The organism is Leifsonia sp. GW821-FHT13C09, from assembly GCF_058806435.1.
On sequence record NZ_JBXAPS010000001.1, the window covers coordinates 111,573 to 129,432 of the forward strand.

A 17,860-nucleotide genomic window follows, 5' to 3' on the forward strand; every position below is an offset into this window, starting at 1 on the left:
ATGACATCGGCGGTGCGCAGCCTCATCCCGTCGTCGTTCACCCCGGTCCCGTCGTACCGCCCGGAGCGGGTCGTCGGCTTCGAAGCGGTGACGTCGTTCGCGCGGGGCGAGGAAGAGGGACTCGACGCGATCGGGATCGCGGTCGGCACGGAGGGTCCGGTCGACGCCGACCTCGGCCTCGACCGGGACGCGCTCGCCCGCGCCGGGTTCGAAGGCAAGGCAGGCCAGACCCTGCTGATCCCGACAGAGGCCGTCCCGCTGCTCTACGCGGTCGGCGCGGGCGACCCCGAGGACATCACCGCCGACACCATCCGCGATCTCGCCGCCACTTTCGCTCGTTCGGCGTCGTCCTCGGCCGCGCTCGGGCTGCGCCTGTCCGACACCGGGGCCGTTCCTCCCGAGAGGGTCGGCCAGGTCGTGGCCGAGGGCGTGCTGCTCGGCCGCTACCGGTACACCGAGCTGAAGTCGGCGCCGACCGTCACCGAGCTCACCCGACTCGAAGTGGTCGTGGACGAGGCGCCGTCCTCAGCCGTGGCCGAGGGCCTGCCCGCCGGTGCCGTCGCCGCACGCGGCGCCGCCCTCGCCCGCGACCTCGCCAACACCCCGCCCGGCCACCTGACCGCCACCGACTTCGGCACGCTCGCCGAGGAGCTGGCGGGCGACTTCGGCCTGGAGGTGGAGGTCTTCGACCGGCAGCAGCTCGTCGAGCTCGGCTGCGGCGGCCTGCTCGGCGTCAACGCCGGCAGCGCGGAGGAGCCGCGGATGATCCGGCTCCGCTACGTCCCGGACGGCGAGCCGACCGGGCACCTGGCGTTCGTCGGCAAGGGCATCATGTACGACTCCGGCGGCATCAGCCTGAAGCCGTCCGACCCGATGCACCTGCTGATGAAGATGGACATGGGCGGCGCCGCGGCGATCTTCGGGGCGCTGTCCAGCCTCCAGGACCTCGGCTGCACGACGATGGTCACGGCGTTCCTGATGTGCACCGACAACATGCCCTCCGGCTCGGCATACAAGCTTGGTGACGTGCTCACCGCGCGCGGCGGAACGACCGTCGAGGTCAAGAACACGGACGCCGAGGGTCGCCTGGTGCTGATGGACGGCCTCGTCCTCGCCACGGAGGAGGAGCCCGACGCCGTCGTGGACATCGCGACCCTCACGGGCGGGGCGCTGCTGGCGCTCGGGCCGGCCCGGGCGGCGCTGTTCGCGTCCGACCAGGGACTGGCCGACGCGATCGTGACGGCCTCCCGCAGCACCGATGAGAAGGTCTGGCAGCTTCCGCTGGAGACCGCCTACCGGAAGCTGCTGGACTCCGACATCGCCGACATCGCCAATGTCGGCGGGCCCTACGCGGGCGCGACGACGGCCGCGCTTTTCCTCAAGGAGTTCGTCGGCGAGACGCCGTGGGCGCACCTCGACATCGCGGGCACCATGAACGCCGACAGCGACGACGCCTGGCGCTCCAAGGGCGCGACCGGCTTCGGCGCCCGCCTCCTCACCGAGCTCGCCCTCCGCTTCCGCCGCTGACCCGCCGCCAACGGAGGAGTTCGGCCACCCCCCGAGCCCGGATGTCCTCCGCTCACTGCCGACACGCCGCTTGCGCGGCCGGATCTCCTCCGCTCCCACCGCCCCCGGTGTCGACTACAGGTCGGCCGCCATCTCCAGCTCCAGGGCTGTGCGGTCGAGCGGGTACGGCTGCGTGCGGCCCGTGAAGGCGAACCCGCGCCGCTCGTAGTAGCGGATCGCCGCCGCGTTGTGCTCGTGGACCTCCAGCAGCAGTCGCCCCGAGCGGAGGCGCGCCCAGTCGACGACCGCGTCGAGCAGTGCGTCGGTGACGCCGTGCTCCCGTCCGCGCAGGGCCGGCGTGACGTACACGCCGACCAGGTGCGGGTCGCGGGAGCCGGACGCGTGGAAGCCGCCCATCGTGCCCAGCCAGCGTCCGTCGGACGCGACCGCGGCGAACAGCCTGCTGCTCGGCGACGCGTTCGCCGCGCGCCGCCGCCAGTGCTCGTCGGAGTGGGCCCGGGCGTCCGCCAGCGTCTCGAGGAACGCGATGGGCGTGTCCTCCAGCATCTCCAGCCGGATCGCGCGGTAGGCGGTCCAGTCGGCCTCGACGCTCGGGCGGACGACCCAGGCCGTCATGTCAGTTCCGTTCGGCCAGCAGCGCCTCGGTCTCGGCCAGCAGGATCGCCGTGCAGAGTCCGTCGAGCGCCGCCCGGAGCTCCGCCAGCGGCGGGAAGGTCGGCGCGATGCGGATGTTCGCGTCGCGCGGGTCCTCGCCGTACGGGAAGGTCGCCCCGGCCGGCGTCACCGCGATGCCCGCCTCCTTGGCGAGCTGGACGGCCCGCTTGGCGCAGCCGTCGAGCACGTCCAGGCTCACGAAGTAGCCGCCGTGCGGCGCGTTCCAGGCGCCGGCGCCCCACGGCTCCAGCCGGGCGCGGAAGGCCTCGTCGACCGCGGCGAACTTGGGCTCCAGGATCGCGCGGTGCTTCTCCATGTGAGCCGCCAGGCCCTCCTGGTCGCGGAGGAACTGCACGTGACGGAGCTGGTTGATCTTGTCCGGGCCGATGCTCTGCGCCGCCGAGTTGTGCTGGAACCAGGCGATGTTGGCCTCCGAAGCGCCGATGAACGCGACGCCCGCCCCCGGGAAGGTCACCTTGGAGGTGGAGGCGAAGATCAGCGGGCGGTCCGGGTTGCCCGCCTCGGCGGCCAGCGCCAGGATGTCGATCGGCTCCGGGCGATCGTCGCTGAGGTGGTGGACGACATAGGCGTTGTCCCAGAACAGCCGGAAATCGGGCGCCGCGGGCAGCGACACCAGCGCACGGGCGACCTCCTCGCTGTAGACCGCGCCGGTCGGGTTGGAATACACCGGCACGCACCACATGCCCTTGATGCTGTCGTCCGTCGCCAGCAGCGTCTCGATCGTCGCGATGTCCGGCCCGTCGTCGTTCATCGGCACCGCGATCATCCGGATGCCGAATCGCTCGCAGATCGTGAAGTGCCGGTCGTAGCCCGGCACCGGCGCGAGGAAACTGATCGACTGGTGGCCCCAGGGCAGGTCGCCGCCCGGGACGCCGTGCAGCAGCGCCTGCGCGACGCTGTCGTGCATGACCGTGAGGCTGGAGTTCCCGAGCGCGAGGAGCTGCGCGACCGGCACCCGCAGCGCGTCCGCGAAGATCGCCCGCAGCTCGGGGAGGCCGTTCGGGCCGCCGTAGTTGCGCAGGTCCGTGCCCGCGGCGTCGCGGTAGGACCCGTCGGGGAGGTGCAGGAGGTCGTTCGAGAGGTCGAGCTGCTCGGCTGACGGCTTGCCGCGCGTGATGTCGAGCGCGAGGCCGGCGGCCTTCAGCTCGTCGTAGGCGCGCGCGAAATCGGCGTGCGCGGCGCGGAGCGCTTCGGTGTCGAGGTCTGCGAGAGGTGCGGGAGCGGTGGTCACAAACCGATCGTACCGGCGCGCTGACGTCGGCGTCCTGGTACGACGTGCGAACATCCGTTGTGTGACGGACGATCTGAAGCGCGGACGCGGGCACACCCGCGTGAAGCTGTACGTGGCCCTGGGGGTCGGCATTGCGGTCGCCGTAGTGGCCGCCTTCTTCGAGGTGCTGCACCACGCGCTCCTCACCGGCTGGGCGGCGGCGTGCCTGATCTACGTCGTGTGGGTCTGGTCGACGGTCTGGCGCATGGATGCGGGCCAGACGCGCAGCCACGCGACGCTGGAGGACCCGGGCCGGCGGACCGTTGACCTGGTGCTGACCATCACGGCGCTGGTGAGCGTGTTCGCGGTCGTGTGGGTGCTCGTCGAGGCGCGGAGTCTCAAGGGCGGCGCGCAGCTCGCGGTCGCCCTGCTCGCGATCGTGAGCATCGCGCTGTCGTGGGTGCTCGTCCACACGCTCTACACGCTGCGCTACGCGCGGATCTACTACCGCAGGGACGGCGGCGTCGACTTCAACCAGAAGGAGCCGCCGCAGTACAGCGACTTCGCCTACCTCTCGTTCACGCTCGGGATGACGTTCCAGGTGTCGGACACGGATATCACGAGCTCGTATCTGCGCCGGACGATCATCCGCCACACGCTGCTGTCGTACGTGTTCGGCACGGTCATCGTCGGCGCGACCGTGAACCTGGTGGCGGGGCTGACCTAGCGCCCGGCCTGGTCGTCGCGCTCGTAGCGGACGAAGCGGTAGCGCATCCCGTTCGCGGCCTCCAGCCACGGGCCGGGGTCGCCACGCCACTCGGGGCCGAGGGCGGGTGCGAACGTGTCGCCCGCCACGGCGAGGTCGATCTCGGTCACCTCGACCCGGTCGGCCAGCGGCAGGGACTGCGTGTAGAGCTCGGCGCCGCCCATGACCCACACGGTGCCGTCGCCGCCGGCGCTGAGCGCGCGGTCGAGCGAGTGGACGACCTCCGCGCCGGGAGCCTCATACGCCGGCTCGCGCGTCACGACGACGTTCGCCCGGCCGGGGAGGGGCCGGAACCGCTCCGGCAGCGACTCCCAGGTGCGGCGGCCCATGATCACCGGGTCGCCGTCGGTCAGCTCGCGGAAGTGCTTGAGGTCCTCGGGCAGGTGCCACGGCATGACGCCGCCGGCGCCGATCACACGGTCGTGGGCCTGGGCCCAGATCAGGGCGAGCGTGCCGCTCCGGGCGAGCGTCATACGGCCACGGCCGCGCGGATCGCGGGGTGGTGCTGGTAGTCCTCCACCACGAAGTCCTCGTAGCGGTAGTCGAAGATGCTCTCCGGCTTCCGGGCGAACCGCAGTGTCGGCGCGGGATAGGGATCGCGCGTGAGCTGCTCGGTCACCTGCTCGACGTGGTTGTCGTAGATGTGGCAGTCGCCGCCGGTCCAGACGAACTCGCCCGGCTCGAGGCCGACCTGCTGGGCGACCATCAGCGTGAGCAGGGCGTAGCTGGCGATGTTGAACGGGACGCCGAGGAACATGTCCGCGCTGCGCTGGTAGAGCTGGCAGGAGAGCCGGCCGTCAGCGACGTAGAACTGGAAGAACGCGTGGCACGGCGCGAGCGCCATGTCCGGGATGGCGGCGACGTTCCAGGCGGAGACGATGATCCGGCGGGAGTCCGGGTCCCGGCGCAGGGTGTCGATGACCTGCTGGATCTGGTCGATGTGGGTCCCGTCGGGCGCCGGCCACGACCTCCACTGCACGCCGTAGACCGGGCCGAGCTCGCCGCGCTCGTCGGCCCACTCGTCCCAGATCGTGACGCCGTTGTCGCGCAGCCAGCCGACGTTGCTCTCACCGCGCAGGAACCACAGCAGCTCATAGGCGATGGACTTGAAGTGCACCCGCTTGGTGGTGATCAGCGGGAAGCCTTCGGCGAGGTCGAACCGGAGCTGGCGGCCGAAGACGCTGCGCGTCCCGGTGCCCGTGCGGTCGGACTTGTGGCTGCCGTTCGCGAGGACGTCGCGCAGCAGGTCTTCGTACGGAGTCGGGATCGGCGTGCTCATCGAGACGATGGTACTTCTCCGGCGGCGCCCGTGCGGGCTGGACCCGCGGTTGCCCCCTGACCCGCCGACCGTTCGGGTCGTAGGCTCGGAGCATGGAGCGGTCCGATGGCGTGAAGGGCGGCGGCGTCGCGGAGCCGGGCGGAGCACGCCACAGCGACGACGAGCTCGCCGACGCCCTCCAGGTGGAGGTCGACCGCGCGACGGCGGCCATCCCGATCGTGGCCGGGCCGCCTGTCGCGCAGGGGGACGGTGCGGCGATCCTCAGCGACGCCGAGGTCACGGCGATCGTGAACGCCGACCTCCGGATCCACGACACGTCCGGGGCGATCCAGCATCTGCAGAACGCGCTGCGGGCGCGGGCGACGGCGGCGATCCCGATGGCGGGGGAGCCGGCGGACGGTGTCGGCGGGGACGCTGAGGACGCCGTGGGAGACGAGGGGGAGGACGACTGGGTCGGGCCGCCGACGCAGTTGATCAGCTTCGACGACCTCCCGTCGCGGCGCCGGGACGAGGGGCCGCAGCCGACGTACAGCGCGTGGGTGGGGGCGGCCGTGGCGCAGCCCGTGGCGCCGGAGCCAGTGTCGCCGGAGCCAGCGACGACGGAGCAGCCGGCGCCGGAGCGCTCGGCGTCGCAGCCGCCTGGGGCGACGCCGCCGGTGGCGCCGCCGCCGGTCGCGCCGCCCAAGTTCCCGACGATCGCGCTCGACGTGGCGCCATCCGCGCCGGAGCAGCCGCCGACTCCCGCACCGCGCGTCGAGCCGCTCGGCCTCGTTCCCGAGGAGTACGCGCCGCGCGAGTCCCAGCCCGTCCCGCTGGTCCCGGGCGCCCTCCCCGTGGCGCTCACCGCCCCGGTCGCCGGAGCCGCCGAGACCGCCGAGGCCGCCGAGGCCGCCGGGGAGCCCGCACCGTCGGTCGCCCAGGATCTCGGCCCGAGCGCGGCCGCCCCCGGCCACGTCGGCGGCGACACGCGCAGCGGCCCCGCGCCGGTCGCGGCTGCGCGGCCCGGCGACGACGCACTCCCGCACACCGGTCCGGTCGCGCCCGCCGCGTTCGTCCCGGAGTCCGTGGATCTGGAGCCCACCCCGCTCGAACAGAGAGCGGGGCACGCGTCCCGGCTGTTCTGGCTCTGGTTCGCCGGCACCTCCTCCCTGATCAGCGTGGGCGTCGGCGCGACGCTCTTCCTGCTCGGGCTGAGCCTCCGCCAGCTCCTCGTCGCGACGCTGTTCGGAGTCGCGCTGTCGTTCCTCCCGCTCGGGCTCGGCACGCTCGCCGGCAAGTGGAGCGGTCAGCCGACGATGGTCGTGTCGCGCGCCACCTTCGGCCTGCGCGGCAACGCCCTCCCGACCGTGCTCGCGCTGGTCACAAAGCTGTTCTGGGGCGCCGTGCTGCTCTGGCTGGCCGGGTCGGCCGCCGGCTCGCTGGCCGTCTCGGAAGGCTGGTCGCACGGCGCCGCTATCCCGACCGCGGTCGCGCTGATCGTGACGATCGTCGCTGCCGGCGTCGTGGCCTTCTTCGGCTACGGGCTGGTCTCCCGCGTCCAGCTCGTGCTCACGATCGCGTCGGCGGTGCTCATCGCCGTGACGATCGCCGCCACCTGGCAGCACGTCGACATGTCCCGCGCGCTCGCCGTGCCCGACGCCCTCTGGACGCACGTCGTCACCGGCGCCGTCCTCGTGTTCAGCTACGTCGGGCTGGCCTGGGCGATGAGCAGCGCGGAGGTCGCCCGCTACCAGCGCCGGCGCTCCTCCGGCGCGGCCGGGATGCTGTGGGCGACGTTCGGGGCCGGGGTCCCGCCGTTCGTCCTCGTCTCCTACGGCGGCCTGCTCGCGGCCTCCGACCCCCACCTGGCCGCCGAGCTTGCCAGCGACCCGGTAGGAGGGTTCGTGCAGCTCGGTCTCCCGGCCTGGTATCCGGTGCCGTTGCTGCTGGCGGTCGGGCTCAGCCTGGTCTCCGCGCTGGTGCTCACGATCTACTCCGGGGGCTTCACCCTCGACGCGTTCGGCGTGCGGATCGGCCGGCGCTGGAGCACGGTGGTCGTCGGCGCCGTGATCGCGGCCGCTGGCGTCGTGCTCGCCCTCACCGTGAGCGACCTGGACGAGGTCATCCGCGGCGTCCCGACCGCCCTGTCCGTGCCGGTCGCGGCCTGGTCGGGGCTGTTCGCCGGCGAGATGATGCTGCGCACGCGCCGCTTCCACCACGTCTCCCTGCTGAACCGCGGCGGCGTCTACCCGGACTGGCGCTGGCTGAACCTCACAATGCTCGTGGTCGCGAGCGCGATCGGGCTCGGCTTCGTCAGCTCGCCGCTGCCGTGGCTGGCCTGGGAGGGCTACCTGTTCCGGCTGCTGGGCGCCGATCCGCACGCCGGGATCGGTACGAGCAACGTCGGCGTCCTGCTCGCGCTCGGCATCGGGCTGGTGACGCCGATGGTCGCGGGCGTGCGCGCAGTGCGCAGGCAGGAGGCCGCGCAGGCCTGACCCCCGCCTCCCACGGCCCGCGGGCAGCGGAGGAGATTCGGCCCGAAATCGGTCTCATGTCCTCCGGCGGCTGCGGGTGGGCGGCGTGTCGTGCGGAAGTCCGCCGCGACCCGGCCGGTCCCGGGCGGGGCTCGATCACGTAGGCTCTACTGCGTGCCGCACACTCTCCGTTCCGTCTGCGAGGTCGTCGAGTCGCTCTGGCCACTGGCCGGTGCGGAGGGGTGGGACGCGCCGGGGCTCGTGTCCGGCGACCCGGCCGCGAGTGTGGAGCGCATCCTCCTTTCGGTGGACGCCGTGGCCTCAACGGTCGACGAGGCCGTGGGCCTCGACGCCGACCTGCTCATCGCCCACCACCCGCTGCTGCTGCGCGGCGTGACGTCCGTCGCCGAGGACCGCTACAAGGGCTCGCTGCTGGCCACCCTGATCCGCAGCGACTGCGCACTGATCGCGGCGCACACGAACGCCGACGTGGTCGCCGACGGCACCAGCGCCGTCCTCGCCGCCGCCCTCGGCCTCCGCGACACCGCGCCGATCGCCCCGGCGTCCGACGGCGTCACCGGGATCGGCCGGGTCGGCACGCTCGCCGAGCCGACGACGCTCGGCGCGTTCGCCCGCGCGGTCGCCGACCTGCTGCCGCCGACCGCCGGGGGAGTCCGCGCGGCCGGCGACTACCACCAGCCCGTCTCCCGTGTCGCCGTCTGCGGTGGCGCCGGCGACTCGCTGCTCGCCAGCGAGGCCGTCCGCGGCGCCGACGTCTACATCACCGCCGACCTGCGCCACCACCCCGCGTCGGAGGCCCGCGAGCAGGCCGTCCTCGGCGGCGGCCCCGCCCTCCTCGACGTCTCGCACTGGGCGAGCGAGTGGCTGTGGCTCGACACCGCGGCCGAGCAGCTGCGCCGCGAGCTCCCCGGCGTGGAGGTCGTCGTCAGCGAGCTGCGCACCGACCCCTGGGATTTCGCGATCCTGCAATGATGGACCGCACGACGACAGCCCGAACGAACACAGCCCGAACGAAGACAGCAGAGAGCACAGCATGAAAGCCAGCCCCGCCGACCAGAACGAGCTCCTCCGGCTGCAGGCCGCCGACACCCGGCTCAGCCAGCTCGACCACACCGTCCGCAACCTCCCGCAGGCCGCCCAGCTCGCCGCGCTGCAGCCCGAAGTGGACGCCCTGCGCGCCCGCTGGATCGCCGCGACCGGCGAGGTGGAGGACGCCCGCGCCGAACTGAAGCGCATCGAGTCCGACGTCGAGCTGGTGGAGGCACGAACGCGCCGCGACAGCGAGCGGCTGCAGCACACGTCGTCCGTGAAGGACGTGCAGGCGCTGGAGGCCGAGCTCACGTCGCTCGCGAAGCGCCAGGGCGACCTGGAGGAGATCGAGCTGACGGTCATGGAGCGACTGGAGGGGCTGGAGGCGGCGCTGGCCGGCATCGACGCCGAGCGTGGCGAGCTGGAAGCCCGGGTGCAGGAGCTGGAGGCCTCCCGCGACGGCGAGGCCGCCACGGTCGGCGCCCAGCGCGACGCCCTGGCCCGCGACCGCGCCACGATCGCCGGGGCGCTGCCCGCCGACCTGGTCGCGCTCTACGAGCGGCAGCGCTCCCGGTACGGCGTCGGCGCCGCGCTGCTGCTGCGCGGGGTGTCGATGGGATCGAACGTGAAGCTCACCGAGTCCGACCTCGCGGAGATCCGCCGGGCGGCGGACGACGACGTGGTGCTCTGCCCGGACAGCGGCGCGATCCTGATCCGCAACGAGGAGTCCGGCCTCTGAGGTCCTTGCGCTGGGGCCCGTGCGCTAGTGTGGGGGCCGGAACGGGTCGGCCAGACGGTCGCGTCGGTCCGCGCGAGCGGGCCGCCGAGGAACGTCCGGGCTCCGCAGAGCAGGGTGGTGGGTAACACCCACCCGGGGCAACCCGCGAGAAAGTGCAACAGAAAGCAGACCGCCTCGCACGCGAGTGCGCGGTAAGGGTGAAACGGTGGTGTAAGAGACCACCAGCGGCCGGGGTGACCCGGCCGGCTGGGTAAACCTCACCCGGAGCAAGGTCAGACAGGGGACCATGAGGCTGCTCGTCTCGTCCCCGGGTAGACCGCTAGAGGGCGGCGGCGACGTCGTCCCGAGAGAGATGGCCGTCCGCGGCGCGCGAGCGTCGTGACAGAACCCGGCGTATCGGCCGACCCGTTCCCTCCGCCGATCGCGCCGATCCCGCCGATCCCGCCCGCCCGGGCACCTCGCGAGTACGCGAATTGTCTGCGTACTCGACCGTTTCAGGCTGACTTTCCGCGTACTCGGCGGTTACTCGGGGTCGGGGTCGGGGTCGGGGTCAGGGTCGGGGGTGAAGCGGTAGCCCATGCCGGGCTCGGTGAGGAGGTAGCGCGGAGTGGAGGGGACGGGCTCCAGCTTCTTCCGGAGCTGCGCCAGGTAGAGCCGCAGGTAGCCGGTGTCGTTCGTGTACTGCGGACCCCAGACCTGCGTGAGCAGCGACTGGCGCGTGACCAGCCGGCGCGGGTTGCGCACGAGTACCTCGAGGATCGCCCACTCGGTCGGCGTCAGCCGCACCGGCGACTCGCCGTCGACCGTGCGCCTCAGCACCTGGTGGGCGGCCAGGTCAACGGTGATGTCGCCGAACCGCACCGCCGGCTCGTCGGCCGGCCCTGACTGACGTCGGGTCAGCGCCCGGATTCTCGCGAGCAGCTCGTCGGCCGCGAACGGCTTGGTCACGTAGTCGTCGGCGCCCGCGTCGAGCGCGTCCACCTTGTCGACCGAGCCGGTGCGGCCGGAGACGACCAGGATGGGGACCGTCGACCAGCCGCGCAGCCCTTCGATCACCTCGACGCCGTTCAGCTCGGGCATCCCGAGGTCGAGCATGACCAGGTCGGGATGGTGCTCCACCGCCTGCGTCAGCGCCTCGGCGCCGGTGCGGGCGGTGAGCACGTCGTAGCCGCGCGCCGAGAGGAGGATGCGCAGGGCGCGCAGTATCTGCGGGTCGTCGTCGGCGATCAGAATCCTCATGGCGTCTCCTCCGTACTCTCGGTGCCGGCGGGGCTCTCCGTGCCGGCGGGGCTCTCGGCGCCGGCGGGGTGCGCATTCGCCGCCGGCAGCGACACCACCATGGTGAGCCCGCCGCCCGGGGTGTCCTCGGCCTCCAACGTGCCGCCCATCCCCTCGGTGAACCCCTTGGAGAGCGCGAGTCCCAGTCCGATCCCGGTGTCGTTGTCCGTGTCGCCCAGCCGCTGGAACGGCAGGAAGACGGCCTCGCGGCGCTCGCCGGGGATGCCGGGCCCGTGGTCGATCACGCGCAGCTGGACGGTCCCGCCGAACTCGCTGGCCGCGATCACGGGAGGCCGGCCGTCCGGCGAGAACCGCAGGGCGTTGCCCAGCAGGTTCACCAGCACGCGCTGGAGCAGCACGCCGTCGGCGAGCACGGGAGGGACGTCCTCCGCCAGGTCCAGCTCCACGTTGGCGGGGCCGAGCCCCAGCTCTTCGAGCGCTGCAGGGATGATGTCGTCCAGCTCGGTCGGCGCGAGCGATACCCCGAGCACGCCCGCCTGCACCCGGCTGACGTCGAGGAGGTTGGTGACCAGGGTGGCGAGCCCGTCCAGGCTGTCCTCCGCCGTCTCCAGGAGCGCCTCCCGGTCGCCGTCGCTGAGGACGAGGTCGCGCTGACGCAGCGTGGTGACGGCGGCGGTCGCCGCGGCGAGCGGGCGGCGCAGGTCGTGGCCGACGGCGGCGAGCAGCGCGCTGCGGACCCGGTCGGCCTCCGCGAGCGGGCCGAGCTCGCTCGCGGTCGCGGCGAGTTCGCGGTGCTCCAGCGCCGCGTCCAGCTGGGCGACGATCGCCGCCAGCAGGCGTCGGTCGGCCGCCTCCAGGTCGCGCCCGGACAGTTCGAGCGTGCCGCGGCCGCCCACAGGGATGCGCTGGGTGTGCGCCGAATCCACGGGCTCGCCGTCGGTGGACACCACCTCGTCGCCGTCCAGGAGGCGCACGCCGGCGAGGCCGAACGCTTCGCGCGTGCGGGTCACGAGCGCCTGGAGCGCGTCCTCGCCGCGGATGACGCCGCCGGCGACCGTCGCCAGCAGCTCGGCCTCCGCCGCTGCGCGCTGGGCGGCGCGGGTGCGCCGGGCCGCTTGGTCCACCACCAGGCTGACGAGCGCGGCGATGATCAGGTAGAGGATCAGCGCCAGCAGGTGGAGCGGTTCGGCGATCGTGATCGTGTAGAGCGGGGCGACGAAGAAGTAGTCGAGCGTCAGTCCGGAGAGCAGCGCCGCGAACAGCGCCGGCCAGATCCCGCCGACCAGCGAGACGACGACGACCAGGAGCTGGTAGCTGAGCACGTCGGCCGTCATGGCCTGGTCCGAGCGCATGGTCACCAGCAGCAGCGTCAGCAGCGGGCCGCCGATCAGCGCCAGCAGGAACCCGTAGACCTGCCGCCGCGTCGTGAGGCCGCCGCGCGGCCGCGGGAGGGAGAAGCGTCCGCCTGCCCGGGAGTGCGTGACGATGTGCACGTCGATGTCGCCGGACTCCCGCACCACGGTCGAGCCGATCCCCGGCCCGGTCAGCAGCGCCGACAGCCGGCTGCGCCGGGAGACGCCGATGACGAGCTGGGTGGCGTTCTCGCCGCGCGCGAACTCGACCAGCGCCTGCGGGATGTCGCTGCCGACCACCTGGTGGTAGCTGCCGCCGAGCTGCTCCACCAGCGCGCGCTGCGACGCGAGGGCGCCGGGGTTCGCCTCGCGGAGGCCGTCCTGGCTGGTGACGTGCACGGCGAGCAGCTCGCCGCCGGTCGAGCGCGCTGCGATCCGGGCGCCGCGCCGCAGCAGCGTCTCGCCCTCCGGGCCGCCGGTGAGGGCGACGACCACGCGCTCTCTGGCCTCCCACGTGCCGGCGATCCCGTGCTCGGCGCGGTACTGCTGCAGCGCGCTGTCGACTTCGTCGGCGAGCCAGAGCAGCGCGAGTTCGCGCAGCGCCGTCAGGTTGCCGAGCCGGAAGTAGTTGGAGAGGGCGGCGTCCACGCGCACGGCCGGGTAGACCACGCCCTCGGCGAGCCGGTCGCGGAGCGCCTGCGGAGCGAGGTCGACCACCTCGATCTGGTCGGCGCGGCGCAGCACGGCGTCCGGGATGGTCTCGCGCTGCTGCACGCCGGTGATCTGCTCGACCACGTCGTTCAGCGATTCGATGTGCTGGATGTTGACCGTCGACATCACGTCGATGCCGGCGGCGAGCATCTGCTCGACGTCCTCCCAGCGCTTGGCATTGCTGTGTGATCCGTCGTCGGGGCCCGGCGCGTTGGTGTGGGCGAGCTCGTCCACGAGCGCGAGCTGCGGCGCCCGGGCGAGAACGGCGTCGAGGTCCAGCTCGGTGAGCTCCACTCCGCGGTGCTCGACCGTGCGGCGCGGGACGACCTCCAAACCCTCCAGCATGGCGGCGGTGGCGGCGCGGCCATGGGTCTCCACGACCGCGACCACCACGTCCTTGCCCAGGGCCTTCAGCCGCTTGCCCTCCTCGAGCATCGCGTAGGTCTTGCCGACGCCGGGCGCCGCGCCGAGCATGACCCGGAGGTGGCCACGCGCCATCGCCTCTCGATCCTTCTCTCGATGTCGGCCGGTCAGCGGCCGAGCTGCTGCTAGTTGTCGGGGCTGACGCCGACCTCCGCCGACCGTCCGCGGGCCCCTGCGTCCCGCCGCTCGCCGCGGACGGCGAGTGCCGCGGCGCCGAGGATTCCCGCGTTGTTGCGGTGCACCGCCGGGACGATCTCTGTGTTGAGCTCCAGGAGCGGCAGGAACTCCTCGTAGTTCTTGGAGACGCCGCCTCCGACGATGAAGAGGTCGGGTGTGAACAGGAACTCCAGGGTGGAGTAGTACTTCTGGAGGCGCTTCGCCCATTTCTCCCAGGAGAGGTCCTCGCGCTCCTTCGCCGAGTAGGCGGCCCGCGACTCGGCGTCGTAGCCGTCGATCTCCAGATGCCCGAGCTCCGCGTTCGGGATCAGCACGCCGTCGTAGATGAGCGCCGAGCCGATGCCGGTGCCGAGCGTGGTCATCATGACCAGGCCGTCCTTGCCCTTCGCCGCGCCGAACCGGGTCTCGGCGTAGCCCGCGGCGTCAGCGTCGTTCACGAAGTGGATGTTGCGGCCGAGCGCCTTCTCGAACAGCTCCTCGGCGTGCAGCCCGATCCACTTCTTGGACACGTTGGCGGCCGAGAGGGTGACGCCGTGGCTGACGATCGCGGGGAAGCACACGCCGACCGGCGCGTCCGGCTCCTCGGAGGCCAGCCGCTTCACGATCTCGGAGGTGGTCTCGATGATGTCGTCCGGCTTGCCGCCCTCGGGGGTGGGGAGCTTGATGCGGTCGCTGACCAGCTCGCCGCTGTCGAGGTCGACCAGCGCCCCCTTGATGCCCGTTCCGCCGACGTCGATCCCGATTGCGTGGTTCTGCGCGCTCATGCTGTCGAATCTACCCCGCGGCGGCGGCCCGCCGCAGCGCGCCGCTCACGGCAGCGTCAGGATCTCCGCGCCGCGCTCGGTGACCACGAGGGTGTGCTCGAACTGCGCCGTGATGCTGCGGTCGCGTGTGACGACCGTCCAGTCGTCCGCCCACATGTCCCAGTCGCTCGTGCCGAGCGTGAGCATCGGCTCGATGGTGAAGACCATCCCGACCTCCATCACGTCGTCGAACGCGGGGGCGGCGTCGTAGTGCGGGATGATCAGGCCGGAGTGGAAGGCGGCGCCGACGCCGTGCCCGGTGAAGTCGCGCACCACGCCGTAGCCGAAGCGCTTGGCGTACGACTCGATGGCACGGCCGATCACGTTGACCTCGCGGCCTGGGGCGACCGCCTTGATGCCGCGGTTCAGCGCCTCCCTGGTCCGCTCGACCAGGAGGGTGACCTCCTGCGACGCCGTGCCGACGATGAACGTCTGGTTGCTGTCGCCGTGGAAGCCGTTCTTGTAGGCGGTGATGTCGATGTTGACGATGTCGCCGTCGGCGAGCACCGTGTCGTCCGGGATGCCGTGGCAGACCACCTCGTTGACCGAGCTGCAGATGGACTTGGGGTAGCCGCGGTAGCCGAGCGTCGACGGGTAGGCGTCGTGCTCGATCAGGAACTCGTGGCCGATCGCGTCCAGCTCCTCGGTGGTGATGCCGGGACGCACCGCCTGGCCGACCCGTTCGATGGCCCGCGCGGCGATCCGTCCGGACTCCCGGATCAGCTCGATCTCCGCCGGGGAGTAGACGTCGCCGCGGTCCGAGAGGGTGGGACCCGGCTTGCCGACGTACTCCGGCCGCGGGATGCGCGACGGGACGGAGCGCATCGCGGTGACACGTCCCGGGACCAGGTGACCGGCGGAATCCTTGGGCATAGGATCAAGCTTATGACCGGCGAGAACGACTACGGGATCCAGCAGGATGCCGAGCACAAGTACTGGTACAACATGAAGACCGGCCAGGTCGAGCAGGGTTTCCTCTCGCCCGCCCCCGACCGCGTCGGCCCGTTCGACACCCGCGTGGAGGCCGAGCACGCGCTCGAGAAGCTCCGCGAGAACAGCGCCAAGTGGGCCGAGGAGGACGCCGAAGAGGGTCGCTAGCACCCGCCGAGTACGCGGATTGTCTGCGTACTCGGCCGGTTACGGCTGATTATTCGCGTACTCGCGGGTTCTAGAAGCTGTGCTCCGGCCCGGGGAAGACGCCGCCCTGCACCTCCGACTTGTAGGTGCGCGCTGCTTCCGACAGTGCGCCCTTCAGGTCCGCGTACTGCTTCACGAAGCGCGGGATGCGGCCCGTCGTGAAGCCGGCCCAGTCCGTCCACACCAGCAGCTGGCCGTCCACGTGCGGGCCCGCGCCGACACCGATCGTCGGGATGCGCAGCTCTTGGGTGACCCGTCGGGCAACGTCCGCCGGCACCATCTCCATCACGACGGCGAACGCACCGGCCTCCTGGACCGCCTGGGCGTCGGCGAGGAGCTGCTCGGCGCCTGCGCCGCGGCCCTGCACGATGTGGCCGCCCAGGCCGTGCTCGCTCTGCGGGGTGAAACCGATGTGCGCCATCACCGGGATCCCGGCGTCGACGATGCGGCGGATCTGCTTGGCGCTGCGCTGCCCGCCCTCCAGCTTGACCGCGTGCGCCCCGGTCTCTTTCATGAACCGCACGGCGGTGTGCAGCGCGTCTTGCGGGCCCGTCTCGTAAGAGCCGAACGGCATGTCGGCGACGACGAACGCGCGCTTGACCGCCTTCGCGACCGCGCGGGTCAGCGGGATCAGGTCGTCCACGGTGACAGGAAGCGTCGTGTCGTAGCCGAGGACGTTGTTGCCGGCCGAGTCGCCGACCAGCAGGAAGTCGATGCCCGCCTCGTCGAAGATCTGGGCGGTCAGCATGTCGTAGCTGGTCAGCCCGGTGAACGGTTCGCCCGCCTCCTTCGCCGACTGGAAGTGGCGGGTCCGCACCCGCTTCAGCGACTCCATCGACGGGGTGGACGGGTGGACGGAGGGCACCGGTGACTGGTCGCTCATGCGCCTCAGTCTAGTGACGCGGCCGCGGCGGTCATCGGGCGGGTTTCCGCCCGCGGAGCCACTAGTCTGGAATGGCCGACGAAAGGGGCAGGATGGACAAGCAGCGCGACTTCGTTCTTCGCACCATCGAGGAGCGCGGCGTCAAGTTCGTGAGGCTGTGGTTCACCGACGTGGTCGGCACGCTCAAATCCGTGGCGATCGCGCCGGCCGAAGTGGAGGGCGCGTTCACCGAGGGCCTCGGCTTCGACGGCTCCGCCATCGAGGGTCTGACCCGCGCGTTCGAGTCCGACCTGCTGGCGCACCCCGACCCCACCACGTTCCAGATCCTGCCGTGGCGTGGGGAGATCGACCCGACCGCCCGCATGTTCTGCGACATCACGACGCCCGACGGCCAGCCGTCGGTGTCCGACCCGCGCAACGTGCTCAAGCGCACGCTGGAGAAGGCGGCCGACCGCGGTTTCACCTTCTACACGCACCCGGAGATCGAGTTCTACCTGCTCAAGTCCTCGACGTTCGGCGACGAGGGCCCGGAGCCCGTGGACTCGGCCGGCTACTTCGACAACGTCCCCGGCGGCACGGCGCACGACTTCCGCCGCCGCTCGGTGCGGATGCTGGAAGACCTCGGCATCTCGGTGGAGTTCAGCCACCACGAGGCCGGCCCCGGCCAGAACGAGATCGACCTCCGCTACGCCGACGCGCTGACCACCGCCGACAACATCATGACGTTCCGGACGGTCATCAAAGAGGTGGCGATCGAGCAGGGCGTCTACGCGACGTTCATGCCGAAGCCCCTCTCCGGCCACCCCGGCTCGGGCATGCACACCCACATGTCGCTGTTCGAGGGCGACACCAACGCGTTCTTCGAGGCGGGCGCGCAGTACCAGCTCTCGAAGACCGGGCGCCAGTTCATCGCCGGCCTGCTCAAGCACGCGCCAGAGATCACCGCCGTCACCAACCAATTCGTCAACTCCTACAAGCGGCTCTGGGGTGGCGATGAGGCCCCGAGCTTCGTCTGCTGGGGTCACAACAACCGCTCCGCGCTGGTGCGCGTCCCGCTCTACAAGCCGAACAAGGGCCAGAGCTCGCGCGTCGAGTACCGCGCCATCGACTCCGCAGCGAACCCCTACCTGGCCTTCTCGCTGATGCTGGCGGCCGGCCTCAAGGGCATCGAGGGCCAGTACGAGCTGCCGCCGGAGGCCGAGGACAACGTCTGGGCGCTGTCCGACGCCGAGCGGCGCGCGCTCGGCTACAGCCAGCTCCCCGCCAGCCTCGACCACGCCATCTCGCTGATGGAGGACTCCGAACTGGTCGCCGAGACGCTCGGCGAGTCGGTCTTCAACTACGTGCTGCTGAACAAGCGGCGCGAGTGGGCGGAGTACCGGGCGCAGGTGACGCCGTTCGAGCTGCGATCGAACCTCGAGATCCTCTGATCCGCA

General features: G+C 71.9%; 16 protein-coding genes and 1 other RNA gene. 8 read left to right on the forward strand and 9 right to left on the reverse strand.

The window, feature by feature from the left end; all coding sequences use genetic code 11:
- Entirely contained in the window at positions 1-1,527 is a 1,527-nt protein-coding gene (locus AC1ROW_RS00545; protein WP_493016943.1) for a leucyl aminopeptidase, read from the forward strand.
- A 114-nt stretch (positions 1,528-1,641) separates the two neighbouring features.
- Here AC1ROW_RS00545 and AC1ROW_RS00550 read toward each other — a convergent pair whose 3' ends face one another.
- Together AC1ROW_RS00550 and AC1ROW_RS00555 are read right to left on the reverse strand one after the other, a co-directional pair.
- Positions 1,642-2,142, reverse strand: coding sequence for a GNAT family N-acetyltransferase (locus tag AC1ROW_RS00550; RefSeq protein WP_493016944.1), 501 nt, complete (start codon positions 2,140-2,142; stop codon positions 1,642-1,644).
- A gap of 1 nt (position 2,143) precedes the next feature.
- Entirely contained in the window at positions 2,144-3,433 is a 1,290-nt protein-coding gene (locus tag AC1ROW_RS00555; protein ID WP_493016945.1) for an aspartate aminotransferase type Ic, read from the reverse strand.
- Between the two features lie 61 nt (positions 3,434-3,494).
- Between AC1ROW_RS00555 and AC1ROW_RS00560 the strand changes: the two genes are divergently transcribed.
- Positions 3,495-4,139 carry a DUF1345 domain-containing protein gene (locus tag AC1ROW_RS00560; RefSeq protein ID WP_493016946.1) on the forward strand — a complete coding sequence of 215 codons (645 nt, stop codon included), beginning with the start codon at positions 3,495-3,497 and terminating at the stop codon, positions 4,137-4,139.
- Here the strand turns inward: AC1ROW_RS00560 and AC1ROW_RS00565 are convergent.
- Positions 4,136-4,651 carry a dihydrofolate reductase gene (locus AC1ROW_RS00565; protein ID WP_493016947.1) on the reverse strand — a complete coding sequence of 172 codons (516 nt, stop codon included), beginning with the start codon at positions 4,649-4,651 and terminating at the stop codon, positions 4,136-4,138. The two genes, AC1ROW_RS00560 and AC1ROW_RS00565, sit on opposite strands and share 4 nt — an antisense overlap.
- On the reverse strand, positions 4,648-5,457 hold the full coding sequence (locus AC1ROW_RS00570) for a thymidylate synthase (protein ID WP_493016948.1): 810 nt from the start codon (positions 5,455-5,457) through the stop codon (positions 4,648-4,650). Before AC1ROW_RS00570 ends, AC1ROW_RS00565 begins: the two co-directional genes overlap by 4 nt.
- A gap of 92 nt (positions 5,458-5,549) precedes the next feature.
- Between AC1ROW_RS00570 and AC1ROW_RS00575 the strand changes: the two genes are divergently transcribed.
- From AC1ROW_RS00575 to rnpB, 4 genes are all read left to right on the forward strand, one after another.
- Positions 5,550-7,931 (forward strand): purine-cytosine permease family protein, encoded by a 2,382-nt coding sequence (locus tag AC1ROW_RS00575; RefSeq protein WP_493016949.1) that lies wholly within the window; start codon positions 5,550-5,552, stop codon positions 7,929-7,931.
- Between the two features lie 153 nt (positions 7,932-8,084).
- Entirely contained in the window at positions 8,085-8,903 is an 819-nt protein-coding gene (locus AC1ROW_RS00580; protein ID WP_493016950.1) for a Nif3-like dinuclear metal center hexameric protein, read from the forward strand.
- 61 nt (positions 8,904-8,964) lie between these two features.
- Positions 8,965-9,699 (forward strand): zinc ribbon domain-containing protein, encoded by a 735-nt coding sequence (locus tag AC1ROW_RS00585; protein WP_493016951.1) that lies wholly within the window; start codon positions 8,965-8,967, stop codon positions 9,697-9,699.
- Between the two features lie 42 nt (positions 9,700-9,741).
- Positions 9,742-10,111: RNase P RNA component class A (gene rnpB, locus AC1ROW_RS00590), an RNA gene on the forward strand.
- A gap of 110 nt (positions 10,112-10,221) precedes the next feature.
- Here rnpB and AC1ROW_RS00595 read toward each other — a convergent pair.
- Genes AC1ROW_RS00595 through map form a run of 4 tightly spaced genes read right to left on the reverse strand, consistent with a single transcriptional unit; the run spans position 10,222 to position 15,277 of the window.
- Positions 10,222-10,938: a response regulator gene (locus AC1ROW_RS00595; protein WP_493016952.1), complete on the reverse strand. Its 717-nt coding sequence runs from the start codon at positions 10,936-10,938 to the stop codon at positions 10,222-10,224.
- Positions 10,935-13,499 (reverse strand): DUF4118 domain-containing protein, encoded by a 2,565-nt coding sequence (locus tag AC1ROW_RS00600; RefSeq protein ID WP_493016953.1) that lies wholly within the window; start codon positions 13,497-13,499, stop codon positions 10,935-10,937. The genes AC1ROW_RS00595 and AC1ROW_RS00600 overlap by 4 nt, the downstream gene beginning before the upstream one ends.
- Before the next feature lie 50 nt (positions 13,500-13,549).
- Entirely contained in the window at positions 13,550-14,365 is an 816-nt protein-coding gene (gene ppgK, locus AC1ROW_RS00605) for a polyphosphate--glucose phosphotransferase (protein WP_493016954.1), read from the reverse strand.
- Positions 14,366-14,410: 45 nt separating this feature from the next.
- A complete protein-coding gene (map, locus tag AC1ROW_RS00610) occupies positions 14,411-15,277 on the reverse strand; it encodes a type I methionyl aminopeptidase (RefSeq protein WP_493016955.1) in 867 nt (288 codons plus the stop codon).
- A 12-nt stretch (positions 15,278-15,289) separates the two neighbouring features.
- On the opposite strand from map, the gene AC1ROW_RS00615 reads away from it, so the two are divergent.
- Complete coding sequence (locus tag AC1ROW_RS00615) at positions 15,290-15,502, forward strand: SPOR domain-containing protein (protein WP_493016956.1); 213 nt, start codon at positions 15,290-15,292, stop codon at positions 15,500-15,502.
- Positions 15,503-15,572: 70 nt separating this feature from the next.
- On the opposite strand, the gene panB is transcribed toward AC1ROW_RS00615, so the two are convergent.
- Positions 15,573-16,424, reverse strand: a complete 852-nt coding sequence (gene panB, locus AC1ROW_RS00620; RefSeq protein ID WP_493016957.1) for a 3-methyl-2-oxobutanoate hydroxymethyltransferase — start codon at positions 16,422-16,424, stop codon at positions 15,573-15,575.
- Between the two features lie 92 nt (positions 16,425-16,516).
- On the opposite strand from panB, the gene glnA reads away from it, so the two are divergent.
- Complete coding sequence (gene glnA, locus AC1ROW_RS00625; protein WP_493016958.1) at positions 16,517-17,854, forward strand: type I glutamate--ammonia ligase; 1,338 nt, start codon at positions 16,517-16,519, stop codon at positions 17,852-17,854.
- Positions 17,855-17,860: the final 6 nt, after the last annotated feature.

What these genes read in the sequence shown, in the direction of transcription:
- AC1ROW_RS00565 (WP_493016947.1), bottom strand. Translation starts at nt 4,651, where the DNA reads ATGACGCTCGCCCGGAGCGGCACGCTCGCCCTGATCTGGGCCCAGGCC.
- AC1ROW_RS00575 (WP_493016949.1), top strand. Translation starts at nt 5,550, where the DNA reads ATGGAGCGGTCCGATGGCGTGAAGGGCGGCGGCGTCGCGGAGCCGGGC.
- ppgK (WP_493016954.1), bottom strand. Translation starts at nt 14,365, where the DNA reads ATGAGCGCGCAGAACCACGCAATCGGGATCGACGTCGGCGGAACGGGC.
- AC1ROW_RS00545 (WP_493016943.1), top strand. Translation starts at nt 1, where the DNA reads ATGACATCGGCGGTGCGCAGCCTCATCCCGTCGTCGTTCACCCCGGTC.
- map (WP_493016955.1), bottom strand. Translation starts at nt 15,277, where the DNA reads ATGCCCAAGGATTCCGCCGGTCACCTGGTCCCGGGACGTGTCACCGCG.
- glnA (WP_493016958.1), top strand. Translation starts at nt 16,517, where the DNA reads ATGGACAAGCAGCGCGACTTCGTTCTTCGCACCATCGAGGAGCGCGGC.
- AC1ROW_RS00595 (WP_493016952.1), bottom strand. Translation starts at nt 10,938, where the DNA reads ATGAGGATTCTGATCGCCGACGACGACCCGCAGATACTGCGCGCCCTG.
- AC1ROW_RS00615 (WP_493016956.1), top strand. Translation starts at nt 15,290, where the DNA reads ATGACCGGCGAGAACGACTACGGGATCCAGCAGGATGCCGAGCACAAG.
- panB (WP_493016957.1), bottom strand. Translation starts at nt 16,424, where the DNA reads ATGAGCGACCAGTCACCGGTGCCCTCCGTCCACCCGTCCACCCCGTCG.
- AC1ROW_RS00585 (WP_493016951.1), top strand. Translation starts at nt 8,965, where the DNA reads ATGAAAGCCAGCCCCGCCGACCAGAACGAGCTCCTCCGGCTGCAGGCC.
- AC1ROW_RS00570 (WP_493016948.1), bottom strand. Translation starts at nt 5,457, where the DNA reads ATGAGCACGCCGATCCCGACTCCGTACGAAGACCTGCTGCGCGACGTC.
- AC1ROW_RS00550 (WP_493016944.1), bottom strand. Translation starts at nt 2,142, where the DNA reads ATGACGGCCTGGGTCGTCCGCCCGAGCGTCGAGGCCGACTGGACCGCC.
- AC1ROW_RS00600 (WP_493016953.1), bottom strand. Translation starts at nt 13,499, where the DNA reads ATGGCGCGTGGCCACCTCCGGGTCATGCTCGGCGCGGCGCCCGGCGTC.